The sequence below is a fragment of the Burkholderia anthina genome, assembly GCF_902498995.1.
In the GTDB taxonomy this organism is placed as follows: domain Bacteria; phylum Pseudomonadota; class Gammaproteobacteria; order Burkholderiales; family Burkholderiaceae; genus Burkholderia; species Burkholderia anthina.
In genome coordinates this window covers 151,637-167,625 of sequence record NZ_CABVLY010000013.1, presented here as the reverse complement: position 1 = coordinate 167,625, position 15,989 = coordinate 151,637, and the positions used below count along the sequence as shown (strand labels likewise).

At 67.3% G+C, this 15,989-nt stretch carries 15 protein-coding genes; 5 read left to right on the top strand and 10 right to left on the bottom strand.

Annotated features, from left to right (window positions below):
* Nucleotides 1-236 precede the first annotated feature (236 nt).
* Entirely contained in the window at nucleotides 237-1,763 is a 1,527-nt protein-coding gene (locus BME24068_RS18265; RefSeq protein WP_096505530.1) for a mannose-1-phosphate guanylyltransferase/mannose-6-phosphate isomerase, read from the top strand.
* A 129-nt stretch (nucleotides 1,764-1,892) separates the two neighbouring features.
* Here BME24068_RS18265 and BME24068_RS18260 read toward each other — a convergent pair whose 3' ends face one another.
* The 8 genes from BME24068_RS18260 to BME24068_RS18225 form a co-directional block, all read right to left on the bottom strand.
* Nucleotides 1,893-2,834 carry a transposase gene (locus BME24068_RS18260; RefSeq protein ID WP_174926912.1) on the bottom strand — a complete coding sequence of 314 codons (942 nt, stop codon included), beginning with the start codon at nucleotides 2,832-2,834 and terminating at the stop codon, nucleotides 1,893-1,895.
* A gap of 668 nt (nucleotides 2,835-3,502) precedes the next feature.
* Nucleotides 3,503-4,084 (bottom strand): DUF3501 family protein, encoded by a 582-nt coding sequence (locus BME24068_RS18255; protein WP_174926911.1) that lies wholly within the window; start codon nucleotides 4,082-4,084, stop codon nucleotides 3,503-3,505.
* 44 nt (nucleotides 4,085-4,128) lie between these two features.
* Nucleotides 4,129-5,466 carry a heterodisulfide reductase-related iron-sulfur binding cluster gene (locus tag BME24068_RS18250; protein ID WP_174926910.1) on the bottom strand — a complete coding sequence of 446 codons (1,338 nt, stop codon included), beginning with the start codon at nucleotides 5,464-5,466 and terminating at the stop codon, nucleotides 4,129-4,131.
* Nucleotides 5,467-5,589: 123 nt separating this feature from the next.
* Nucleotides 5,590-6,012: a rubrerythrin family protein gene (locus tag BME24068_RS18245; RefSeq protein ID WP_096505537.1), complete on the bottom strand. Its 423-nt coding sequence runs from the start codon at nucleotides 6,010-6,012 to the stop codon at nucleotides 5,590-5,592.
* A gap of 328 nt (nucleotides 6,013-6,340) precedes the next feature.
* The gene (locus BME24068_RS18240) at nucleotides 6,341-7,609 is read right to left on the bottom strand and encodes an RNA polymerase sigma factor (RefSeq protein WP_174926909.1); all 1,269 of its coding nucleotides are present in this window, start codon (nucleotides 7,607-7,609) and stop codon (nucleotides 6,341-6,343) included.
* Nucleotides 7,606-8,022, bottom strand: coding sequence for a VOC family protein (locus BME24068_RS18235; RefSeq protein WP_174926908.1), 417 nt, complete (start codon nucleotides 8,020-8,022; stop codon nucleotides 7,606-7,608). The genes BME24068_RS18240 and BME24068_RS18235 overlap by 4 nt, the downstream gene beginning before the upstream one ends.
* A 37-nt stretch (nucleotides 8,023-8,059) precedes the next feature.
* On the bottom strand, nucleotides 8,060-8,479 hold the full coding sequence (locus BME24068_RS18230; protein ID WP_174926907.1) for a YciI family protein: 420 nt from the start codon (nucleotides 8,477-8,479) through the stop codon (nucleotides 8,060-8,062).
* Between the two features lie 129 nt (nucleotides 8,480-8,608).
* Nucleotides 8,609-8,962, bottom strand: a complete 354-nt coding sequence (locus BME24068_RS18225; protein ID WP_174926906.1) for a YciI family protein — start codon at nucleotides 8,960-8,962, stop codon at nucleotides 8,609-8,611.
* Between the two features lie 217 nt (nucleotides 8,963-9,179).
* Here BME24068_RS18225 and BME24068_RS18220 point away from each other — a divergent pair, with 217 nt between their 5' ends.
* The 4 genes from BME24068_RS18220 to BME24068_RS18205 all read left to right on the top strand — a co-directional run bounded on the left by BME24068_RS18220 (nucleotide 9,180) and on the right by BME24068_RS18205 (nucleotide 13,624).
* Nucleotides 9,180-10,970, top strand: a complete 1,791-nt coding sequence (locus tag BME24068_RS18220; protein ID WP_174926905.1) for an ExeM/NucH family extracellular endonuclease — start codon at nucleotides 9,180-9,182, stop codon at nucleotides 10,968-10,970.
* 336 nt (nucleotides 10,971-11,306) lie between these two features.
* Nucleotides 11,307-11,693 (top strand): ElaB/YgaM/YqjD family protein, encoded by a 387-nt coding sequence (locus BME24068_RS18215; RefSeq protein ID WP_096505549.1) that lies wholly within the window; start codon nucleotides 11,307-11,309, stop codon nucleotides 11,691-11,693.
* A 63-nt stretch (nucleotides 11,694-11,756) separates the two neighbouring features.
* Nucleotides 11,757-12,341, top strand: a complete 585-nt coding sequence (locus BME24068_RS18210; RefSeq protein ID WP_096505551.1) for a BPSL1445 family SYLF domain-containing lipoprotein — start codon at nucleotides 11,757-11,759, stop codon at nucleotides 12,339-12,341.
* A 230-nt stretch (nucleotides 12,342-12,571) separates the two neighbouring features.
* Nucleotides 12,572-13,624: an AI-2E family transporter gene (locus tag BME24068_RS18205; protein ID WP_096505553.1), complete on the top strand. Its 1,053-nt coding sequence runs from the start codon at nucleotides 12,572-12,574 to the stop codon at nucleotides 13,622-13,624.
* Nucleotides 13,625-13,891: 267 nt separating this feature from the next.
* Here the strand turns inward: BME24068_RS18205 and BME24068_RS18200 are convergent, their stop codons facing one another.
* On the bottom strand, nucleotides 13,892-14,908 hold the full coding sequence (locus BME24068_RS18200; protein WP_096505555.1) for an NADP-dependent oxidoreductase: 1,017 nt from the start codon (nucleotides 14,906-14,908) through the stop codon (nucleotides 13,892-13,894).
* Nucleotides 14,909-14,942: 34 nt separating this feature from the next.
* Nucleotides 14,943-15,731, bottom strand: coding sequence for an SDR family oxidoreductase (locus tag BME24068_RS18195; protein WP_096505557.1), 789 nt, complete (start codon nucleotides 15,729-15,731; stop codon nucleotides 14,943-14,945).
* Nucleotides 15,732-15,989: the final 258 nt, after the last annotated feature.

The window sequence follows — 15,989 nt, the reverse complement described above, 5'->3', positions numbered from 1 at the left end:
AATCCAGCATGAATCGGGAAGTTTTCGAAATTTTTACGGATTCCGCCAACCCTTTGCAGGAAGGCGATCCCGGGTGCTTCACCGAATTATTTTTTATTTTTTTATTTGCATCCGATGCTATCGCGGAAAATTTTCCCGGATACGTATTTCGCGAATATCGTGCAACAAGCCCGGTTTTATTGTCGATTTACTTCATGCTACAAACAGGCCTGACTTCAATCGAGGAGAGTGTCATCATGAATGCTCCGGCCGTGGTAGCCGATACGCGCCAATCTTCTTCCGCCGCAAGCGACGCCGGTACGCGCGTCGCGGTGCAGCCGGTGATCCTTGCCGGCGGTTCGGGCACGCGCCTGTGGCCGATGTCGCGCGAACACTATCCGAAACAGCTGATCGGCCTGCTCGGCGATCATTCGCTGCTGCAATCCACCGCGCTGCGCCTCGACGATCTCGAGACCGGCCACCCGCTGAACGACGACGTGCTGATCGTGTGCGGCGAGGATCACCGCTTCACGACCGCGGAACAACTGCGCGTCGCCGGCAAATCCGCGTCGATCATGCTCGAACCGCTCGGCCGCGACACCGCGCCCGCCCTGACGCTCGCCGCGCTGCGGATCGTCGCGACCGGCGGCGACGCCGTGATGACCGTGATGCCGGCCGACCACGCGGTGGCCGACCTGCCGCGCTTTCACGCGGCCGTCGCGGCCGGCGTGCACTGCGCGGCCCAGGGCAAGATCGCGACGATGGGCATCGTGCCGGCCCGTGCGGAAACGGGCTACGGCTATATCCGCGTCGGCGCGCCGCTTCGCGACGCCGCGACGGGCGCCCTCGACGTGCGCCGCCTGGATCGCTTCGTCGAGAAGCCGCATCTCGAACTCGCTCAGCAGTACGTCGCATCCGGCGAATACTGGTGGAACAGCGGGATCTTCATCGTGCGCGCATCGGTCTGGCTGAACGCGATCCGCCAGCTCGAACCCGACATCTACGCAGCCTGCGAGCGCGCCGTCGCGCAGGGCAAGCAGGACGGCGACTTCTTCCGCGTCGATCGCGACGCCTTCGCCGCATCGCCGTCGAACTCGATCGACTACGCGGTGATGGAGCCGCTCGCGAACCAGCCGCTGCTGTGCGAAAGCGTCGTCGTGCCGCTCGATGCCGGCTGGTCGGACGTCGGCTCGTGGGACGCGATCTGGCAAATCCTGCCGAAGGACGACGCCGACAACGTCGGCCGCGGCAACGTGCTGTTCGAAAACGCCGAGTCGACCTTCGCGCATTCGGAAAGCCGGCTCGTCGCGTGCGTCGGCACGCAGAACCTCGTCGTCGTCGAAACGCCGGACGCCGTGCTCGTCGCCGACAAGTCCCGCGTGCAGGACGTGAAGAAAATCGTCGGCCGCATCAAGGCCGTACGCGGCACGGAAGCCACCGATCACCGCAAGGTGCATCGTCCGTGGGGCCATTACGATTCGGTCGACATGGGCGAACGCTTCCAGGTGAAACGCATCGTCGTGAAGCCGGGCGCGCGCCTGTCGCTGCAGATGCACCACCACCGCGCCGAACACTGGATCGTCGTGCGCGGCACCGCGCGCATCACGCGCGGCGAAGAAACGTTCCTGCTGTCCGAAAACGAATCGACGTACATCCCGCTCGGCGTGTCGCACCGTCTCGAGAACCCGGGCAAGATGCCGCTCGAACTGATCGAGGTGCAGTCGGGCGCGTATCTCGGCGAGGACGATATCGTTCGCTTCGACGATACCTACGGCCGCGAATGACGCGGCAACGCATGCCGGGCACGCCGCATCGACGGCGCGCCCGGCATGACGGAGAAACGGGAAGACAACCAGGAGATCGCGCGGGCATCGCGGCACACGACGGCCCGCGCGCTTTCGTTCGGATGACGATCAACCTACGCGGTACGCATACTCGCGGCGATCCGACTGCACGGGATCGTTGCGGCTCTCGGACAGCGCACCCGCGTGACGCTCGGCGATGAAGCGCTTGATGTCCGACTCCGCCCGCGCCAGCACGGACAAGCCGGCCAGCACCTCGCTTTGCGGCGCGTGCGCCGGCTCGTCGCTCGCACCATGGCGATCGATCCACTGACGCGCCCAGTCGAGCGCGTACTGCTCCGCTTCGTCGGCATCGGTGAAGCGCGGGCCGATCAGGCCCGAGCGCTCGACGCGCCGGTCGTCCTGCATGATCTCGGCCCAGGCGCGATACATCAGGTTCTGCACCGGCTGCGCCAGACCGCAGATCGTATAGCCGCGATATTCGTCGACTTGCGGTTCGGCCGCGGCGAAGCTCGCCGCGGTCGGACGCCCGTGGCGCAGCCCGGCGGGCGCCGCGCCCGGCACCGAAAACGACGCATCGGACGACTCAGCCGCGTCGTCGCTCGGCATCGCGGCAAGCGTCGCCCCTTCGCCGCCCCACGCGCTCGCCTGCGCGACCGGCAGTTGCCACGACTCGGGGTTCTGCCAGAACACGCCGCGCAGCCGGTCGTTGTCGGGCACGGGCTCCGCGCGGCATACCGGCGCGACCGGCACGGGCGGCGGCGGAACGTACGCGAACGAGCGCCCGCTGAACTGGGTCAGCACGTCGATCATCTGCAGCAGCGTGCCGTTCGCGAGCCACTCTTCGTAGCGGCGGCGGCACGTCGGCCCGGACGGATAACGCCCGGGCAGTTTGGACCAGGCTTCACCGGTCGTCAGGATCCAGAGGACCGCGTTGGCGACGACGCGCGGCTCGGCTCGTGGACGGCCGCGACGGTTCAGCCGGATGGGTTCATCGGCGATCAGCGTTGAAAGACGAAACCACTCTTCATCGTTAAGCTCATCGAAGAACATAGTAGATCTCTCCACGCAGCCAGGCCGGGGCTGCGATTGGCGGCGCCGTCGTCACGCATCGCGTCACGGGGCGGCCCGGTTGCACATTTATGGTTATCCGAATGTTGTGCACGCCGGCGCGGCACCGCACTTTCACGGTGCCGCCATTCCCGGCAATGGCGCACAAATCACGGTCTCACTCCAATGTGGGAATTTTTGTGCACGAAGCATACCACCCTCAGGGTTTATCTCAATATGACAATGACTTAATGTTACTCACTGAAACAACCTGCCATGGATGCGCAATCTATTTACGCTTGAATTTTTTTACGCGATCGTTATGCCCGACGCTGGGAAGCCCCGTCTGGCGGGGCTTTGCGGGAGGTTGAGGGAGTCCTTACAACAGGCTTCAACGGGTGTTCCGACCCTCTCCTGAAACACTCGGTCGAATTGCTTCCCGAATTCGGTAAATCAGGGAAAAATTCGTAACAAGATATTCACGGATCGGTAAATCGTTCGAATACGGATCAACTGAATTATCTCCGTGCACAATCTTTTTATTGTTTCTCTGCGGATGATGAAAGCGCCGCGGCAGGCAGCGCACATTGTTCTCCGGCAGGCAAGTCCGGGCAGGTTTGTTACATCCTCGGCGACGGCGGCGGGCAAGCGGGCGATCAGGCGGCCGCACGTCAGCGCAGATCGCCGACGAGCGATGCACGCACGTCCGCATCGATGCGCTGCGGCGGCACCGTATAGGCCGGATGGTCGCAGCCGATCGACAGCGCCGCGCCGTCCTTGAGCGCCGCGCGCACGGGTCCGCTCAGTTGGAAGCGCACGAAGTGAACGGCCGACGTCTTCTCCGCGTTGTCGCGATCGAGATCCTCGTCGGCGATCGCATAAACATCCGGATGCCCGTCGACGCGCAGGTACACGCGATCCTCGACACCGATCAGCCGCGCGAGCGCCGCGCGCCGTTCGGCCTCGTGCTCGTATTCGATCTGCAGCGTCGCCTTCAGGTTGGTGCCGTCCGGCACGAGCGGCAGATAGGCTTCCAGTTCGCCGTCGATGCCCGCTTCGTCGAAGATCTTCTCGATGTGCAGCATCTCCTGGATCTGATAGCGGATCGTGGTCTCGTCCTCGAACAGGAAGCGCAGATGGTTGCCGAGCGCCACCGCGCGGCGGCGCTTGTACGCGACAAGCCGCGCGTGTTCGGCCTTGCGGATCTTCGCGTACGCTTCGAGCGTCAGCAGCGAGTCGCGGGTCAGCGTCATGGGATGTCCTCGAATGTCGTCGATGTCGTCACGGCGCGATCGATTCAGATGCCGTACGCGCGGCGCAACAGCGTCAGCGGATGCGCGAGCGGCGCGGCCGGCAGCCCGTGTTCGCCGATGCCCTGCTCGATGTGATGGCCGGCGAGCGCGCAGTCCGACGACACGACATCCGGTTTCGGCTCGGCCATCGCCTTGAACACGGGCGCGCCGATGCGCATCGCGTCCGCATGGAATGCCTTCTTCACGCCGAACGTGCCCGCGTGCCCCGAACAGCGCTCGACGACGTTGACACGCGTATCGGGCACGAGCGACAGCGTGTCGGCCGTCTTGCGGCCGATGTTCTGCACGCGCGCGTGACACGGCACGTGATACGACACGGTGCCGAGGCCGTTCTTGAAATCGGTCTTCAGCAGCCCGTCGCGGTGCCGCGCGATCATGTATTCGAACGGATCCCAGAATGCGTCGGCCACCGCGCGCACGGCTTCGTCGCCGGGGAACATCAGCGGCAGTTCGCTCTTGTACATCAGCACGCAGCTCGGGATCGCGCCGATCAGCGCATAGCCTTCGCGCGCATAGCGCGCCAGCACCGGCAGGTTCACGGCCTTCTTCGCGGCGACGCCCGCGAGGTTGCCCTGCTCGAGCAGCGGCATCCCGCAGCACGCTTCGCGCGTGACGAGCTCGTACGGAATCTCGTTGTGCGCGAGGATCGCGAGCAGGTCGTGACCGATGCCCGGCTCGTTGAAGTTCACGTAGCACGTCGCGTAGATCGCCACCTTGCCGGGCGTGCGCTCGCCGTCGCGCACCGGCGGGCCGTCCGAGCGTTTCGCGGCGCGCCGGAACTTGCGCGGCGCGAACTCGGGCAGCCATGCGTTGCGATCGACGCCGAGCGCCGCTTCGAGTGCGTGGCGCGCGGGCGGCGTGCGATTCACCGCGTTCACAGTCTGCGTGACGACCGGAATGCCCGCGAGATGGCCGAGCGCGTCGGTATTCGACAGTACCTTGTCGCGCAGCGTCGCTTCGCCGCGCTGGTAGCGCGCGGCCTTCGCGCGCAGCATCAGGTGCGGGAAGTCGACGTTCCATGCGTGCGGCGGCACGTACGGACACTTCGTCATGTAGCAGAGATCGCACAGATAGCACTGGTCGACGACCTTGCCGAATGCCGCCTTCGACACCTCCTCGACGTCGCCCATCGGCGTGTCGTCGACGAGATCGAACAGCGTGGGAAATGCGCCGCACAGCGACACGCAGCGCCGGCATCCCGCGCAGATGTCGAACACGCGCGTCATTTCCGCATCGATCGCGGCCTGATCGTAGAACGCGTCGGACTGCCAGTCGAGCGGATGCCGGGTCGGGGCTTCGAGACTGCCTTCCTTGTGGGGCATGAGGCGCTCCAGCATGGCGCGCATGCGCGCGGGCGCGCCGCCCGCGCGATGCGGACGGCGATCGACGCACGGCCGGCCGCGCGCCATGCCGCGGCGGGCCATGCGGCCTTGCGTGGGCCCGCGTCAGTCGACGAGACCGTCCAGCGCCTTCGTATAGCGGTTCGCGTGGCTGCGCTCGGCTTTCGCGAGCGTCTCGAACCAGTTCGCGATTTCGTCGAAGCCTTCGTCGCGCGCGGCCTTCGCCATGCCTGGATACATGTCGGTGTATTCGTGCGTTTCGCCGGCGATCGCCGATTCGAGATTCTGCCGCGACGAGCCGAACGGCAAACCCGTGGCCGGATCGCCGACGGCTTCCAGATATTCGAGGTGGCCATGCGCGTGGCCCGTTTCGCCTTCGGCGGTCGAGCGGAACAGCGCGGCGACGTCGTTCTGGCCTTCGACGTCGGCCTTCGAAGCGAAATACAGATAGCGCCGGTTCGCCTGCGACTCGCCCGCGAATGCGGCCTTCAGATTCTCTTCGGTTTTGCTGCCCTTGAGTTGAGCCATTTGCGCCTCCGTTCGAGTCGGCGCGGCCGCATGCCAAGCCGGGCCGATGATATATGTGGGGAACGATGCGCTTGCGAAAGGCGCACGCATCGTGCTCTTTAATCTAGGCGCTCGCGTTCGCATCCCCCAATAGGCTTTTTCAATGCGGCCGATAGTGAGCGGCCGGCGGGAATCCGGGGACGATACGGCATCCGTGGGCCGGAATGGCGCGCGGAGAATGGCCGGGCGAATGGCCAGGCGAATGGCCGGGCGAATGGCGGATGGGTGGCCGATGGGTGGCCGGCTCCGCGCGACACGGCCGGCGACGTGGCCGGGACGACGTGACGCGTCACGCATCCATCGCACGCTTGAGCAGCAATTCCCTTTCGCGCTCGTTACGGGTCAATTCCGCCGCACGCCGGAATTCGACCTTCGCCTCGTCCGCGCGGCCGAGCTTCGCGAGCAGGTCGCCGCGCACGCTCGGCAGCCAGTGATAGCGCGCGAGTGCGGGATCGTCGCGCAGCACGTCGACGAGTTCGAGCGCCGCGGCCGGCCCGAACGCCATGCCTACCGCCACCGCGCGATTGAGTTCGACGACCGGCGAAGGCGCGACTTCGGCGAGTGCGTCGTACAGCGCGACGATCTGCGCCCAGTCGGTATCCGACGCGTGCCGCGCACGCGCATGGCAGGCCGCGAGCGCGGCCTGCAGCGCATACGGCCCGCGCACGCCTCCGAGTTTCGTCGCCTGCTCGAGTGCCGCGAGGCCGCGCCGGATCAGCAACGGATCCCAGCGGCCGCGATCCTGGTCGAGCAGCAGCACCGGCCGCCCCTGCGCATCGGTGCGCGCATGCATGCGCGACGCCTGCAACTCCATCAACGCGACGAGCCCGAACACTTCGCTTTCGTCCGGCGCGAGCCCGGCCAGCACGCGGCCGAGGCGCAACGCCTCGTCGCACAGCGCCGGGCGTGTCCAGTCGTCGCCCGCGGTCGCCGCATGGCCTTCGTTGAATATCAGGTAGATCACCTCGAGCACCGACGCGAGCCGTGCGGGCCGCGCGTCGACGGACGGCACCTCGAACGGCACGCGCGCCGCCGCGAGCGTGCGCTTCGCGCGCACGATGCGCTGCGCGATCGTCGGCTCGGGCGACAGGAACGCGCGCGCGATCTCGCCCGTGGTCAGCCCGCCGAGCAGCCGCAACGTCAGCGCGACGCGCGCGTCGGTCGACAGCACCGGATGGCACGACGTGAAGATCAGCCGCAGCAGATCGTCGCCGATGTCGTCGTCGCGCGCATCGGCAAGCGCATCCACGATGTCGGGGACGACGTGCGCTTCGAGCGCGTCCATTTCATGGCCGAGCTGATCGCGCTTCGCCGCATGCAGCGACTCCTGCCGGACCCGGTCGAGCGCACGGCGCTTCACGGCCGTCATCAGCCATGCGGCCGGGTTGTCGGGCACGCCGTCGACGGGCCAGTGCTCGAGCGCCGCGACGAGCGTGTCCTGCGCAAGCTCCTCGGCCACGCCGACATCGCGCACCACGCGCGCGGCGCGCGCGATGATCTTCGGTGCCTCGATTCGCCACACGGCTTCGATCGCACGATGCGTCGCCTCGCGCGTCACGCCGCCGGCCCCGGTGCGGCCGCATCCTGCGCCACGTACATCAGCTCCCACGCGTGGCCGTCCGGATCGGCGAAGCTGTGGCCGTACATGCCCGGGTATTCGATCGGCGGACGCGGCGCGGTGCCGCCGGCCGCACGCGCCTTCGCGACGACTTCGTCGACTTCGGCGGGGCTGTCGCACGACAGGCACGACAACACCTGCACGTGCGTCGCCGGATCGACGATCGTCTTGTCGGTGAAGGTCTGGAAGAACGGCCGCACGAGCAGCATCGCGAAGATCGCGTCGCTGATCTTCAGGCAGGCGGCCTGATCGTTGGTATAGGCCGGCACGACCTCGAAGCCGAGCGCCTGATAAAACGCCTTCGAGCGCGGCAGGTCTGCCACGGGCAGGTTGATGAAGACCATCTTGTGCATGTCGGGTGCTCCCGGTGAGGTTGTGCTCAGGTGGACATCAGGCGCCGGGGCGGCCGACATGGAGTTCGCGGAACCGCTCGACCGCGTCGCTGGGCGCGAGGTCGTCGAGTTCGAACAACGGGCGCACCTCGATCTCGCAGTCCATCTCCGTGCCGAACGGCGCGGGAAAGCGCCGCGTCCATTCGAGCGCCTCGTCGCGTGAACGCACCTGGATCAGCGTATAGCCGGCGATCAGCTCCTTCGTCTCCGCGAACGGACCATCGACTACCGTGCCCTTGCCGCCGGCGTACCGCACGCGCCAGCCGCGCGCGCTCGGCCGCAGGCCGTTCGCATCGAGCAGCACGCCGGCCCTGGCGAGCTCCTCGTGATAGACGGTCATGGCCTCGACCAGCCGGTTGTCCGGCAATGCGTCGGATTCGCTGACGGCGTTCGCCCGGATCATGATCATGAATCGCATCGTTCACTCCCTGTCGTCGGTGGAAAGGGGCGTCCGTTCATTCATCGGCGCCTTGTCCTGACGACGGGCGGCAGGCCGACGGATCGACCTTCCGCACGACGAATCAGGGTAAACACCGAGAAGCGGCCGTCACAGGAAGCACGGACCAACCGCACGCACTTCGACCGTGCACCATTGCGCGGCCGGGCACTGGCGCGCGATCTCGATCGCTTCGTCGCGCGTATCGACGTCGACGAGGAAGAAGCCGCCGACCATCTCCTTCGCCTCGGCAAACGGGCCGTCGACGACGCGCGTCTCGCCGTCGCGAACCTGCACACGGGTCGCGCGCTCGGAGCGCTCCAGCGACTCGACGCCGCGCAGCACGCCGCGCGCTTTCAGCGTCTCGGCGAAATCGACCATCCGCGCATACAGCGCCTGCCCGTCCTTGAGCGTGCGTTCGGCGCGCTGGCCGGCCGGTTCGACAATCAACAGCATGTAGGCCATGAAGATCTCCTGGTGAAGCCGTGCGCGGAAGCGTTCGGAATGCATGCAAAAACGATGCGCAACGGCAGGTCAGGTGCAGAGCGTAACAGCCGCGGCCGGCCCCGCCGGCATCGTTGGCCATCCGGCACTGGCCGAACGGCCATTTCGATCGCGGCACGCGATTTTGCCGTCAACATGCTTTCCCGAACCTTCGAATTTTCTTCCTGTGGACCGCTCCATGTCACGCCTGCTGCCGTCGCTCGTGCCCGCCGCATCGCTCGTCTGTGCCGCCCCGCCCGCCACCGCCGCACTGCCGGTCAGCGCCGGCTGCGGCGGCGCAACCACGGCGATCGCCGACCTCCGGCATCGCAGCGGCCGTTCGCCGCTGGCCGGACGCACCACGTCGATCGAAGCGGTCGTCACCGCGGCATTCGGCGGCGCCGACGGCTTCGGCGGATTCTTCGTCCAGCAGGCCGACGCGCAGCGGCGGCAGCGGCCGGGCGTGCCCGAAGGCCTGTTCGTCTATGCACCGGACGCGCAAGCGAATCCCGGCGATCTCGTGCATCTGACGGGAAGAGTCGAACAGAAATACGGCCGCACGCAGTTCGCGCTGTCGGGCCACATGGCCGTCTGCGCGCGCGGGCAGACCGTCACCCCGGCAGCGCTCGCGCTGCCGGTCGACACGCTGTCGGTGTTTGCCGCGCACGAAGGCATGCGGGTGAGGTTCGCGCAAACGCTGACGGTCAGCGACACTTACGCGCTCGGCCGCTACGGCAGCATCGTGCTCAGCAACGGCCGCCTGCAAATCCCGACCCAGGTGGCCTCGCCGGCCGACGCCGCGGCGCAGGCGGCGGCCAATGCCCGCAACCGCATCGTGCTCGACGATGGCTCGAGTCGCGTGACGCCGGCGACCGTCCGCTATCCGCCGCCCGCGCTGAGCGCCGCCAATACGCTGCGCTCGGGCTACACGGCGCGCGGTGTCGAAGGCGTGCTCGAGCAGCGCTACGGGTCGTGGCGGCTGCAGCCGGTGCCGGCGGCGGCACCGGTCTTCGACGCCGCGTCGAACCCGCGGGCCGATGCGCCGGCACGGCATGCGCGGGCCGACGTACGCGTCGTATCGTTCAACGTATTCAACTATTTCAACGGCGACGGCGGCGGCTTCCGCGATCCGGCCAATCGGGGCGCGAAGACGCCCGCCGCGTTCGCGCGCCAGGAAGCGAAAATCGTCGCCGCGTTGCGGGCGCTGCGCGCCGACGTGATCGGCCTGATGGAAATCGCGAACAACGGTCATGGCCCCGCGAGCGCCGTGCGGCGGCTCGCGGCCCGGCTCGGCGACGGCTGGCGCGCGGTCGGCACCGCGCGGCTCGGTCGCGACGCGATCGCGGTCGCGTTGCTGTACGACAGCCGGACGATCGAACCCGTCGGACGCGCCGCCACCGTCGCGCTCGATGGCCGCAGCCGGCCGCCGCTCGCGCAGACGTTCCGGCGCATCGGCGGAACACGCGCGATCACGGTCGCGGTCAACCACCTGAAATCGAAGAATTGTCCGCACGCGACCGGCCCGGATCTCGACCAGCAGGACGGCCAGGGCTGCTGGAACGCGACGCGCACGCGCGCAGCCGCACGCGTCGCCGACTGGCTCGCCACGTCGCCGACCGGCGTCGCGGCCGACGGTGTCCTGTTGATCGGCGACCTGAACAGCTACGCGAAGGAAGATCCGCTGCGCGCGCTCGAGTCGCGCGGCTACGCGAACCTCGTCGCCCGCTTTCTCGGCAATGCCGGGTACAGCTACGTCTTCCGCGGCGAGGCCGGCAACCTCGACCACGCGCTCGCCACCGCGCCGCTCGCCGCGCGCGTGAAGGCCGTGCATGCATGGCACATCAATGCCGATGAACCGACTGCGTTGCAAGCCGTGCCCGATTACAAAACGCCGGCGCAACGGGCCGCGTATTACGCACCCGATGCATACCGCTCGTCGGATCACGATCCGATCGTCATCGACCTTGCGCTGGCGGAAGACGGCGCGTGAGCCGCGCGGGCACGAACCGTGCTGCCCGGGAACACGGCGATTAGTGCAATTGCATCAAGCCGACGCGTGCAATGGCACTATTTACCTGACCACTCGGGCGACGCCATATTTACCGTACTTTCACTTCGTGCAAATGCGACCCGGCGCCACTTCGCCAGACACGCGAAATTTTTTCAACCGCCGCCCCGCCCCGTGCGGCGGGGCTTTCACGGCATCCCGCCGACGAATTGAAAATTTGTCTCGAAACTCAATTGGATGATGTGAATCACACTGGTTGTTGGGATTCGTCTTATCTTCAAATTGGCCTGTAAATCAAATCGAAGGAGGATAACCACCATGGCGCTCACCGACTCGATCGAGCACAAGCTGGACCGCGGCCTGTCCGACATCCGCCGCACCGGCCGGCGCGTGGGACGCACGACGCGCTCGGCCGCCCGCGACCTGCATGCGGACGTGACCGACGATCTGCGCGGGCTCGTCGACGAACTCGAAGATCTGCTGAAAAACGATGGCGACGGCGACATCGCTGCGCTGCGCAAGCGCGTGCAGGCGCGGCTCGATGAAGCGCGCAGCACGCTCGATTACGCATCGGGCTCCGCAGCCGCCCGGCTGCGCGACTCGGCCGAACGCGTGTCACAAGCCGTGCACGACAATCCGTGGCAGACCGCGGGCGTCGTCGCGGGCCTCGCGTTCGTCGCCGGCCTGCTCCTTTCCCGCCGTTGAGCGGGGCCGCCCGCACCACGCCCGCCCCGCCCGTCATCAACCCGACAACGAAGGAGAATCGCCATGCAGAAGTCCCTCGCCCTGAAAGCCGCCGCCGCCGTCATGCTCGGCAGCCTCGCACTTGCCGGCTGCACCACCACGCCTGACAAACCCGAGAGCGCATCCGCCAGCGCGTCGAAACGCGAGTCGATCGACGCGAGCGTGAACGCGACGCTGTCGCGCCTCTATTCGACGGTGCCGGGCTCGCGCGAGCTCGTCGCGAAATCGCGCGGCGTGCTCGTGTTCCCGAACGTGCTGCAGGCCGGCTTCATCGTCGGCGGCCAGTCCGGCAACGGCGCATTGCGCGTCGGCGGCAGCACCGTCGGGTACTACAACACGTCGTCGCTGTCGGTCGGCCTGCAGGCCGGCGCGCAATCGAAAGCGATCGTGTTCCTGTTCATGACGCAGGATGCGCTCGACTCGTTCCGCAAGTCCGAAGGCTGGTCGGCCGGCGCCGACGCGTCCGTCGCGGTCGTGAAGGTCGGCGCGAACGGCGCGGTCGACTCCAACACGGCCACAGCACCGGTCGAGGTGCTGGTGCTGACCAACGGGGGCCTGATGGGCGACCTGTCGGTGAACGGCACCAAGGTCACCAAGCTCAACATCTGACGATCCGGCGCGGCATCGCCGCGTCCGCTTCCCGGCAGCGCCGCGGCTCCGGCCGCGGCGTTTTCATGTGCGCCGCGCGCCCCGGCTATGATGGCGACACCTTTGCGGGCATACTGCGATCGGGCCGCCCCGCCGCGCGCGTCGCCGCGAACTCGTTGACGTTCGCGAGCCGATCGCGCCCGGGGCAACGAGATTCAATCAAACCAGGCATCAATCTGCGCGAACCATCCATGGATAGCGGACACGATCACCAAAAATTCTTCTATTTCCTGCTGTTCGCGGTCACCGTCGGACTGTGCTGGATTCTCGCGCCGTTCTCCGGCGCCGTCTTCTGGGGCACCATTCTCGCGATCCTGTTCCAGCCGGTGCAGCGCTGGCTCGCCGCGCGCCTCGGCAAGCGGCGCAACCTCGCCGCGCTCGTCACGATGTCGCTGATCATCCTGATCGTGATCCTGCCGCTCGTGTTCGTCACGGCCACGCTCGTGCAGGAAATCGCGTACGTGTACCAGGAACTGAAGAGCGCGCAGCCAAACTATTCGCAGTATTTCCAGGACATCATTCACGCACTGCCGACGTCGATCCAGCACCTGCTGCAGAAGTACGGGCTGACCAACATCCCCGGCATCCAGAAGAAGCTGACCGACGGTGCCGCGCAGATCAGCCAGTTCGCGGCAACCCAGGCGCTCAGCATCGGCCAGAACACGTTCCAGTTCGTCGTGAGCTTCGGCGTGATGCTGTACATGGTGTTCTTCCTGCTGCGCGACGGCGGCGAGATCGGCCGGCGCGTGCGCCGCGCGATGCCGCTCGACGAAGAGCACAAGAACCTGCTGCTCGCGAAGTTCACGACCGTCGTGCGCGCGACCGTGAAGGGCAACATCGCGGTCGCGCTCGTGCAGGGCGCGCTCGGCGGCCTGATCTTCTGGATCCTCGGAATCGAGGGCGTCGTGCTGTGGGGCGCGCTGATGGCGTTCCTGTCGCTGCTGCCGGCAATCGGCGCAAGCCTCGTGTGGGTGCCCGCCGCGCTCTACTTCCTCGCGATCGGCGCGATCTGGAAATGCGTGATCCTCGTCGCGTTCTGCGTCGGCGTGATCGGCCTCGTCGACAACCTGCTGCGCCCGATCCTCGTCGGCAAGGACACCAAGATGCCCGACTGGGTCGTGCTGATCTCGACGCTCGGCGGGATGGCGCTGTTCGGGATCAACGGCTTCGTGATCGGGCCGCTCGTCGCCGCGCTGTTCATGGCGAGCTGGGACATCTACGCGCGCTCCGAACAGGGCGAATGACGCGACGAACGGGCACGGCCCGTCACGGATGACGCATGCGGTTCACGACGGGCGCCACGGCGCCCGTCGCATTTTCCGGCACCGCCCCGGCCATCGCTCGTCACGCCGCGCCGCGCGCCGACACGATCACCCCGATCCACACGAAAAAACGGCGGCGTGACACATCCGTCACACCGCCGTTTGCCGAAACCGCACCGGGCGAAACGCGCCCGGAATCCATCCCTTCCCGACGGTCGATCGCAGGTCGCGCGACCCGACCGCAACCGTTCACGCGTGTGGATCGACGCGCAGCACGAGCTTGCCGCGATGGTCGCCGTCGAACAGGCGGTTCAGCACGTCGGGGGCGTTTTCGAGGCCGTCGGCCACCGTTTCCTCGGCCTTGAGCCGGCCGTCGCGCAGCCACCCCGCGAGCGTCTGCACCGCTTCGCGGCTCTTGCGATAGTCGAGGATCAGGAAGCCGCGCATCGTGATCCGCTTCGAGATCAGCACGCCGACGTCGTCCGCCGCACGTCCGCTGTTGTAGTTCGAGATCACGCCGCACAGCGCGACGCGCCCGCCGATCACCATTCGCGACAGCACCGCGCGCATCACTTCGCCGCCGACGTTCTCGAAGTTCACGTGCACGCCGTCCGGCGTCGCCGCCTTGAGCTGCTGACGGAAATCGTCGGCCTTGTAGTCGACGGCCGCGTCGAAGCCGAGCGTTTCGGTCAGGTAGCGGCACTTGTCCGCTCCGCCCGCGATGCCCACGACGCGCGCGCCGTGGATCTTGCCGATCTGGCCGGCGATCGACCCGACCGATCCTGCCGCCGCCGACACCACGAGCGTCTCGCCGGGCTGCACCGGCGCGATGTCGGTCAGCCCGTAGTACGCGGTCAGGCCGCTCATCCCGCACGCGCCGAGCAGCGTCGGCAGCGGCAGCCCCGACTGCGCGGGCAGTTTCACGAACTGCGCGGCCTGGTCGGCCGGTACGACCGCGTAGTCCTGCCAGCCGACGAGCCCCTGCACGAGATCGCCTTCCGCGAAACCCGCGTTGCGCGACGCGACCACGCGCCCGATGCCGAGCGCGCGCATCACCTCGCCGATCGCGACGGGCGGCAGGTATTGCGGCACGTCGCTCATCCACACGCGGTTGGTCGGGTCCATCGACAGATACAGCACGCGCACGAGCACGTCGCCGTCGGCGAGCGCCGGCACCGGCGTATCGACCAGCGAAAAATGTTCGCGGCCGACGCGCCCTTCCGGGCGCGCCTTCAGCAGCAGTTGGCGGTTCACTTGTGTCGACACGATGTTCTCCTCCGGTTGTGGTTGTCGATGCGCGTCAGACCGCGCACATGCCGCCGTCGATCACGAGTTCGGCGGCCGTCACGAAGCGGCTCTCGTCGGACGCCAGATACACGGCCGCATGCGCGACGTCGTCCGGGTCGCCGAGCCGGCGCAGCGGAATGCCGCGTGCGAGCTTGCGCGTCGCATCGCGTTCGCCGAGCGACTGGAACAGCGGCTCGACGATCCCCGTGCGGATGAACGCCGGGTGAATCGAGTTGCAGCGCACGTCGAGTTCGCGGCGCGCGCAATCGATCGCGACCGACTTCGTCAGCGACGCGACCGCCGCTTTCGACGCGTTGTATGCGGTGAAGTCCGGTTCGACCTTGAACGCGGCCACCGACGAGATGTTGATGATCGAAGCGGGGCTGCTCTCGGCCAGATACGACAGCGCATGCTTGCAGCCGAGCACGATGCTCTCGACGTTGATCGCCATCACGCGCCGCCACTCGTCGAGCTCGATCTGCGCGGGCGAGCCGATCGACCCGACGCCCGCGTTGTTGACGAGCACCGACAGCCCGCCCAGCGCGTCGACCGCCTGCACCAGCAGCGCCTGCCAGCGCGCTTCGTCGCGCACGTCCTGCGTCGCCGCGAACGCGACCGGCGCCGCGCGCCCCGCGTTGAGTTCCTGCGCGAACGCATCGAGCGCCGCTGCTTCGGCGATGTCGGTCAGGAACACGCGCGCGCCCTGCTCGACCATCCGGCGCGCGATCGCGCGGCCGAGGCCGCCGGCGGCGCCCGTGATGTACGCGCACTTGCCTGCGAGGCGCGAAGAAACGACTGTCATGTGACCTGCTCCTATCGTGAATCGTCGTTGCGAGCCGCTGCCGCGACGGCAGTTGCCGTGCGCCGGCCGGCGGCCGCGCGGTGTTGCGCGAGTATAGCGAGCCGGCAGCGACACGCGCACCGGCGGATCGGGCGGCCCGTCGCGGCCGGCCCCCGATCGAACGACCGTCAGCGTACGCGAATGCCGCCAATCGATGAAATGAATATTCGTAATGCCCGGTCATAGATACGGCTCATGACCTGCTCGCGTCCGTGCCGA

Excerpts from the sequence above, each read along its gene's own strand:
- BME24068_RS18265 (WP_096505530.1), top strand. The coding sequence starts at position 237 with ATGAATGCTCCGGCCGTGGTAGCCGATACGCGCCAATCTTCTTCCGCC.
- BME24068_RS18260 (WP_174926912.1), bottom strand. The coding sequence starts at position 2,834 with ATGTTCTTCGATGAGCTTAACGATGAAGAGTGGTTTCGTCTTTCAACG.
- BME24068_RS18255 (WP_174926911.1), bottom strand. The coding sequence starts at position 4,084 with ATGACGCTGACCCGCGACTCGCTGCTGACGCTCGAAGCGTACGCGAAG.
- BME24068_RS18250 (WP_174926910.1), bottom strand. The coding sequence starts at position 5,466 with ATGCCCCACAAGGAAGGCAGTCTCGAAGCCCCGACCCGGCATCCGCTC.
- BME24068_RS18245 (WP_096505537.1), bottom strand. The coding sequence starts at position 6,012 with ATGGCTCAACTCAAGGGCAGCAAAACCGAAGAGAATCTGAAGGCCGCA.
- BME24068_RS18235 (WP_174926908.1), bottom strand. The coding sequence starts at position 8,022 with ATGCACAAGATGGTCTTCATCAACCTGCCCGTGGCAGACCTGCCGCGC.
- BME24068_RS18230 (WP_174926907.1), bottom strand. The coding sequence starts at position 8,479 with ATGCGATTCATGATCATGATCCGGGCGAACGCCGTCAGCGAATCCGAC.
- BME24068_RS18225 (WP_174926906.1), bottom strand. The coding sequence starts at position 8,962 with ATGGCCTACATGCTGTTGATTGTCGAACCGGCCGGCCAGCGCGCCGAA.
- BME24068_RS18220 (WP_174926905.1), top strand. The coding sequence starts at position 9,180 with ATGTCACGCCTGCTGCCGTCGCTCGTGCCCGCCGCATCGCTCGTCTGT.
- BME24068_RS18215 (WP_096505549.1), top strand. The coding sequence starts at position 11,307 with ATGGCGCTCACCGACTCGATCGAGCACAAGCTGGACCGCGGCCTGTCC.
- BME24068_RS18210 (WP_096505551.1), top strand. The coding sequence starts at position 11,757 with ATGCAGAAGTCCCTCGCCCTGAAAGCCGCCGCCGCCGTCATGCTCGGC.
- BME24068_RS18205 (WP_096505553.1), top strand. The coding sequence starts at position 12,572 with ATGGATAGCGGACACGATCACCAAAAATTCTTCTATTTCCTGCTGTTC.
- BME24068_RS18195 (WP_096505557.1), bottom strand. The coding sequence starts at position 15,731 with ATGACAGTCGTTTCTTCGCGCCTCGCAGGCAAGTGCGCGTACATCACG.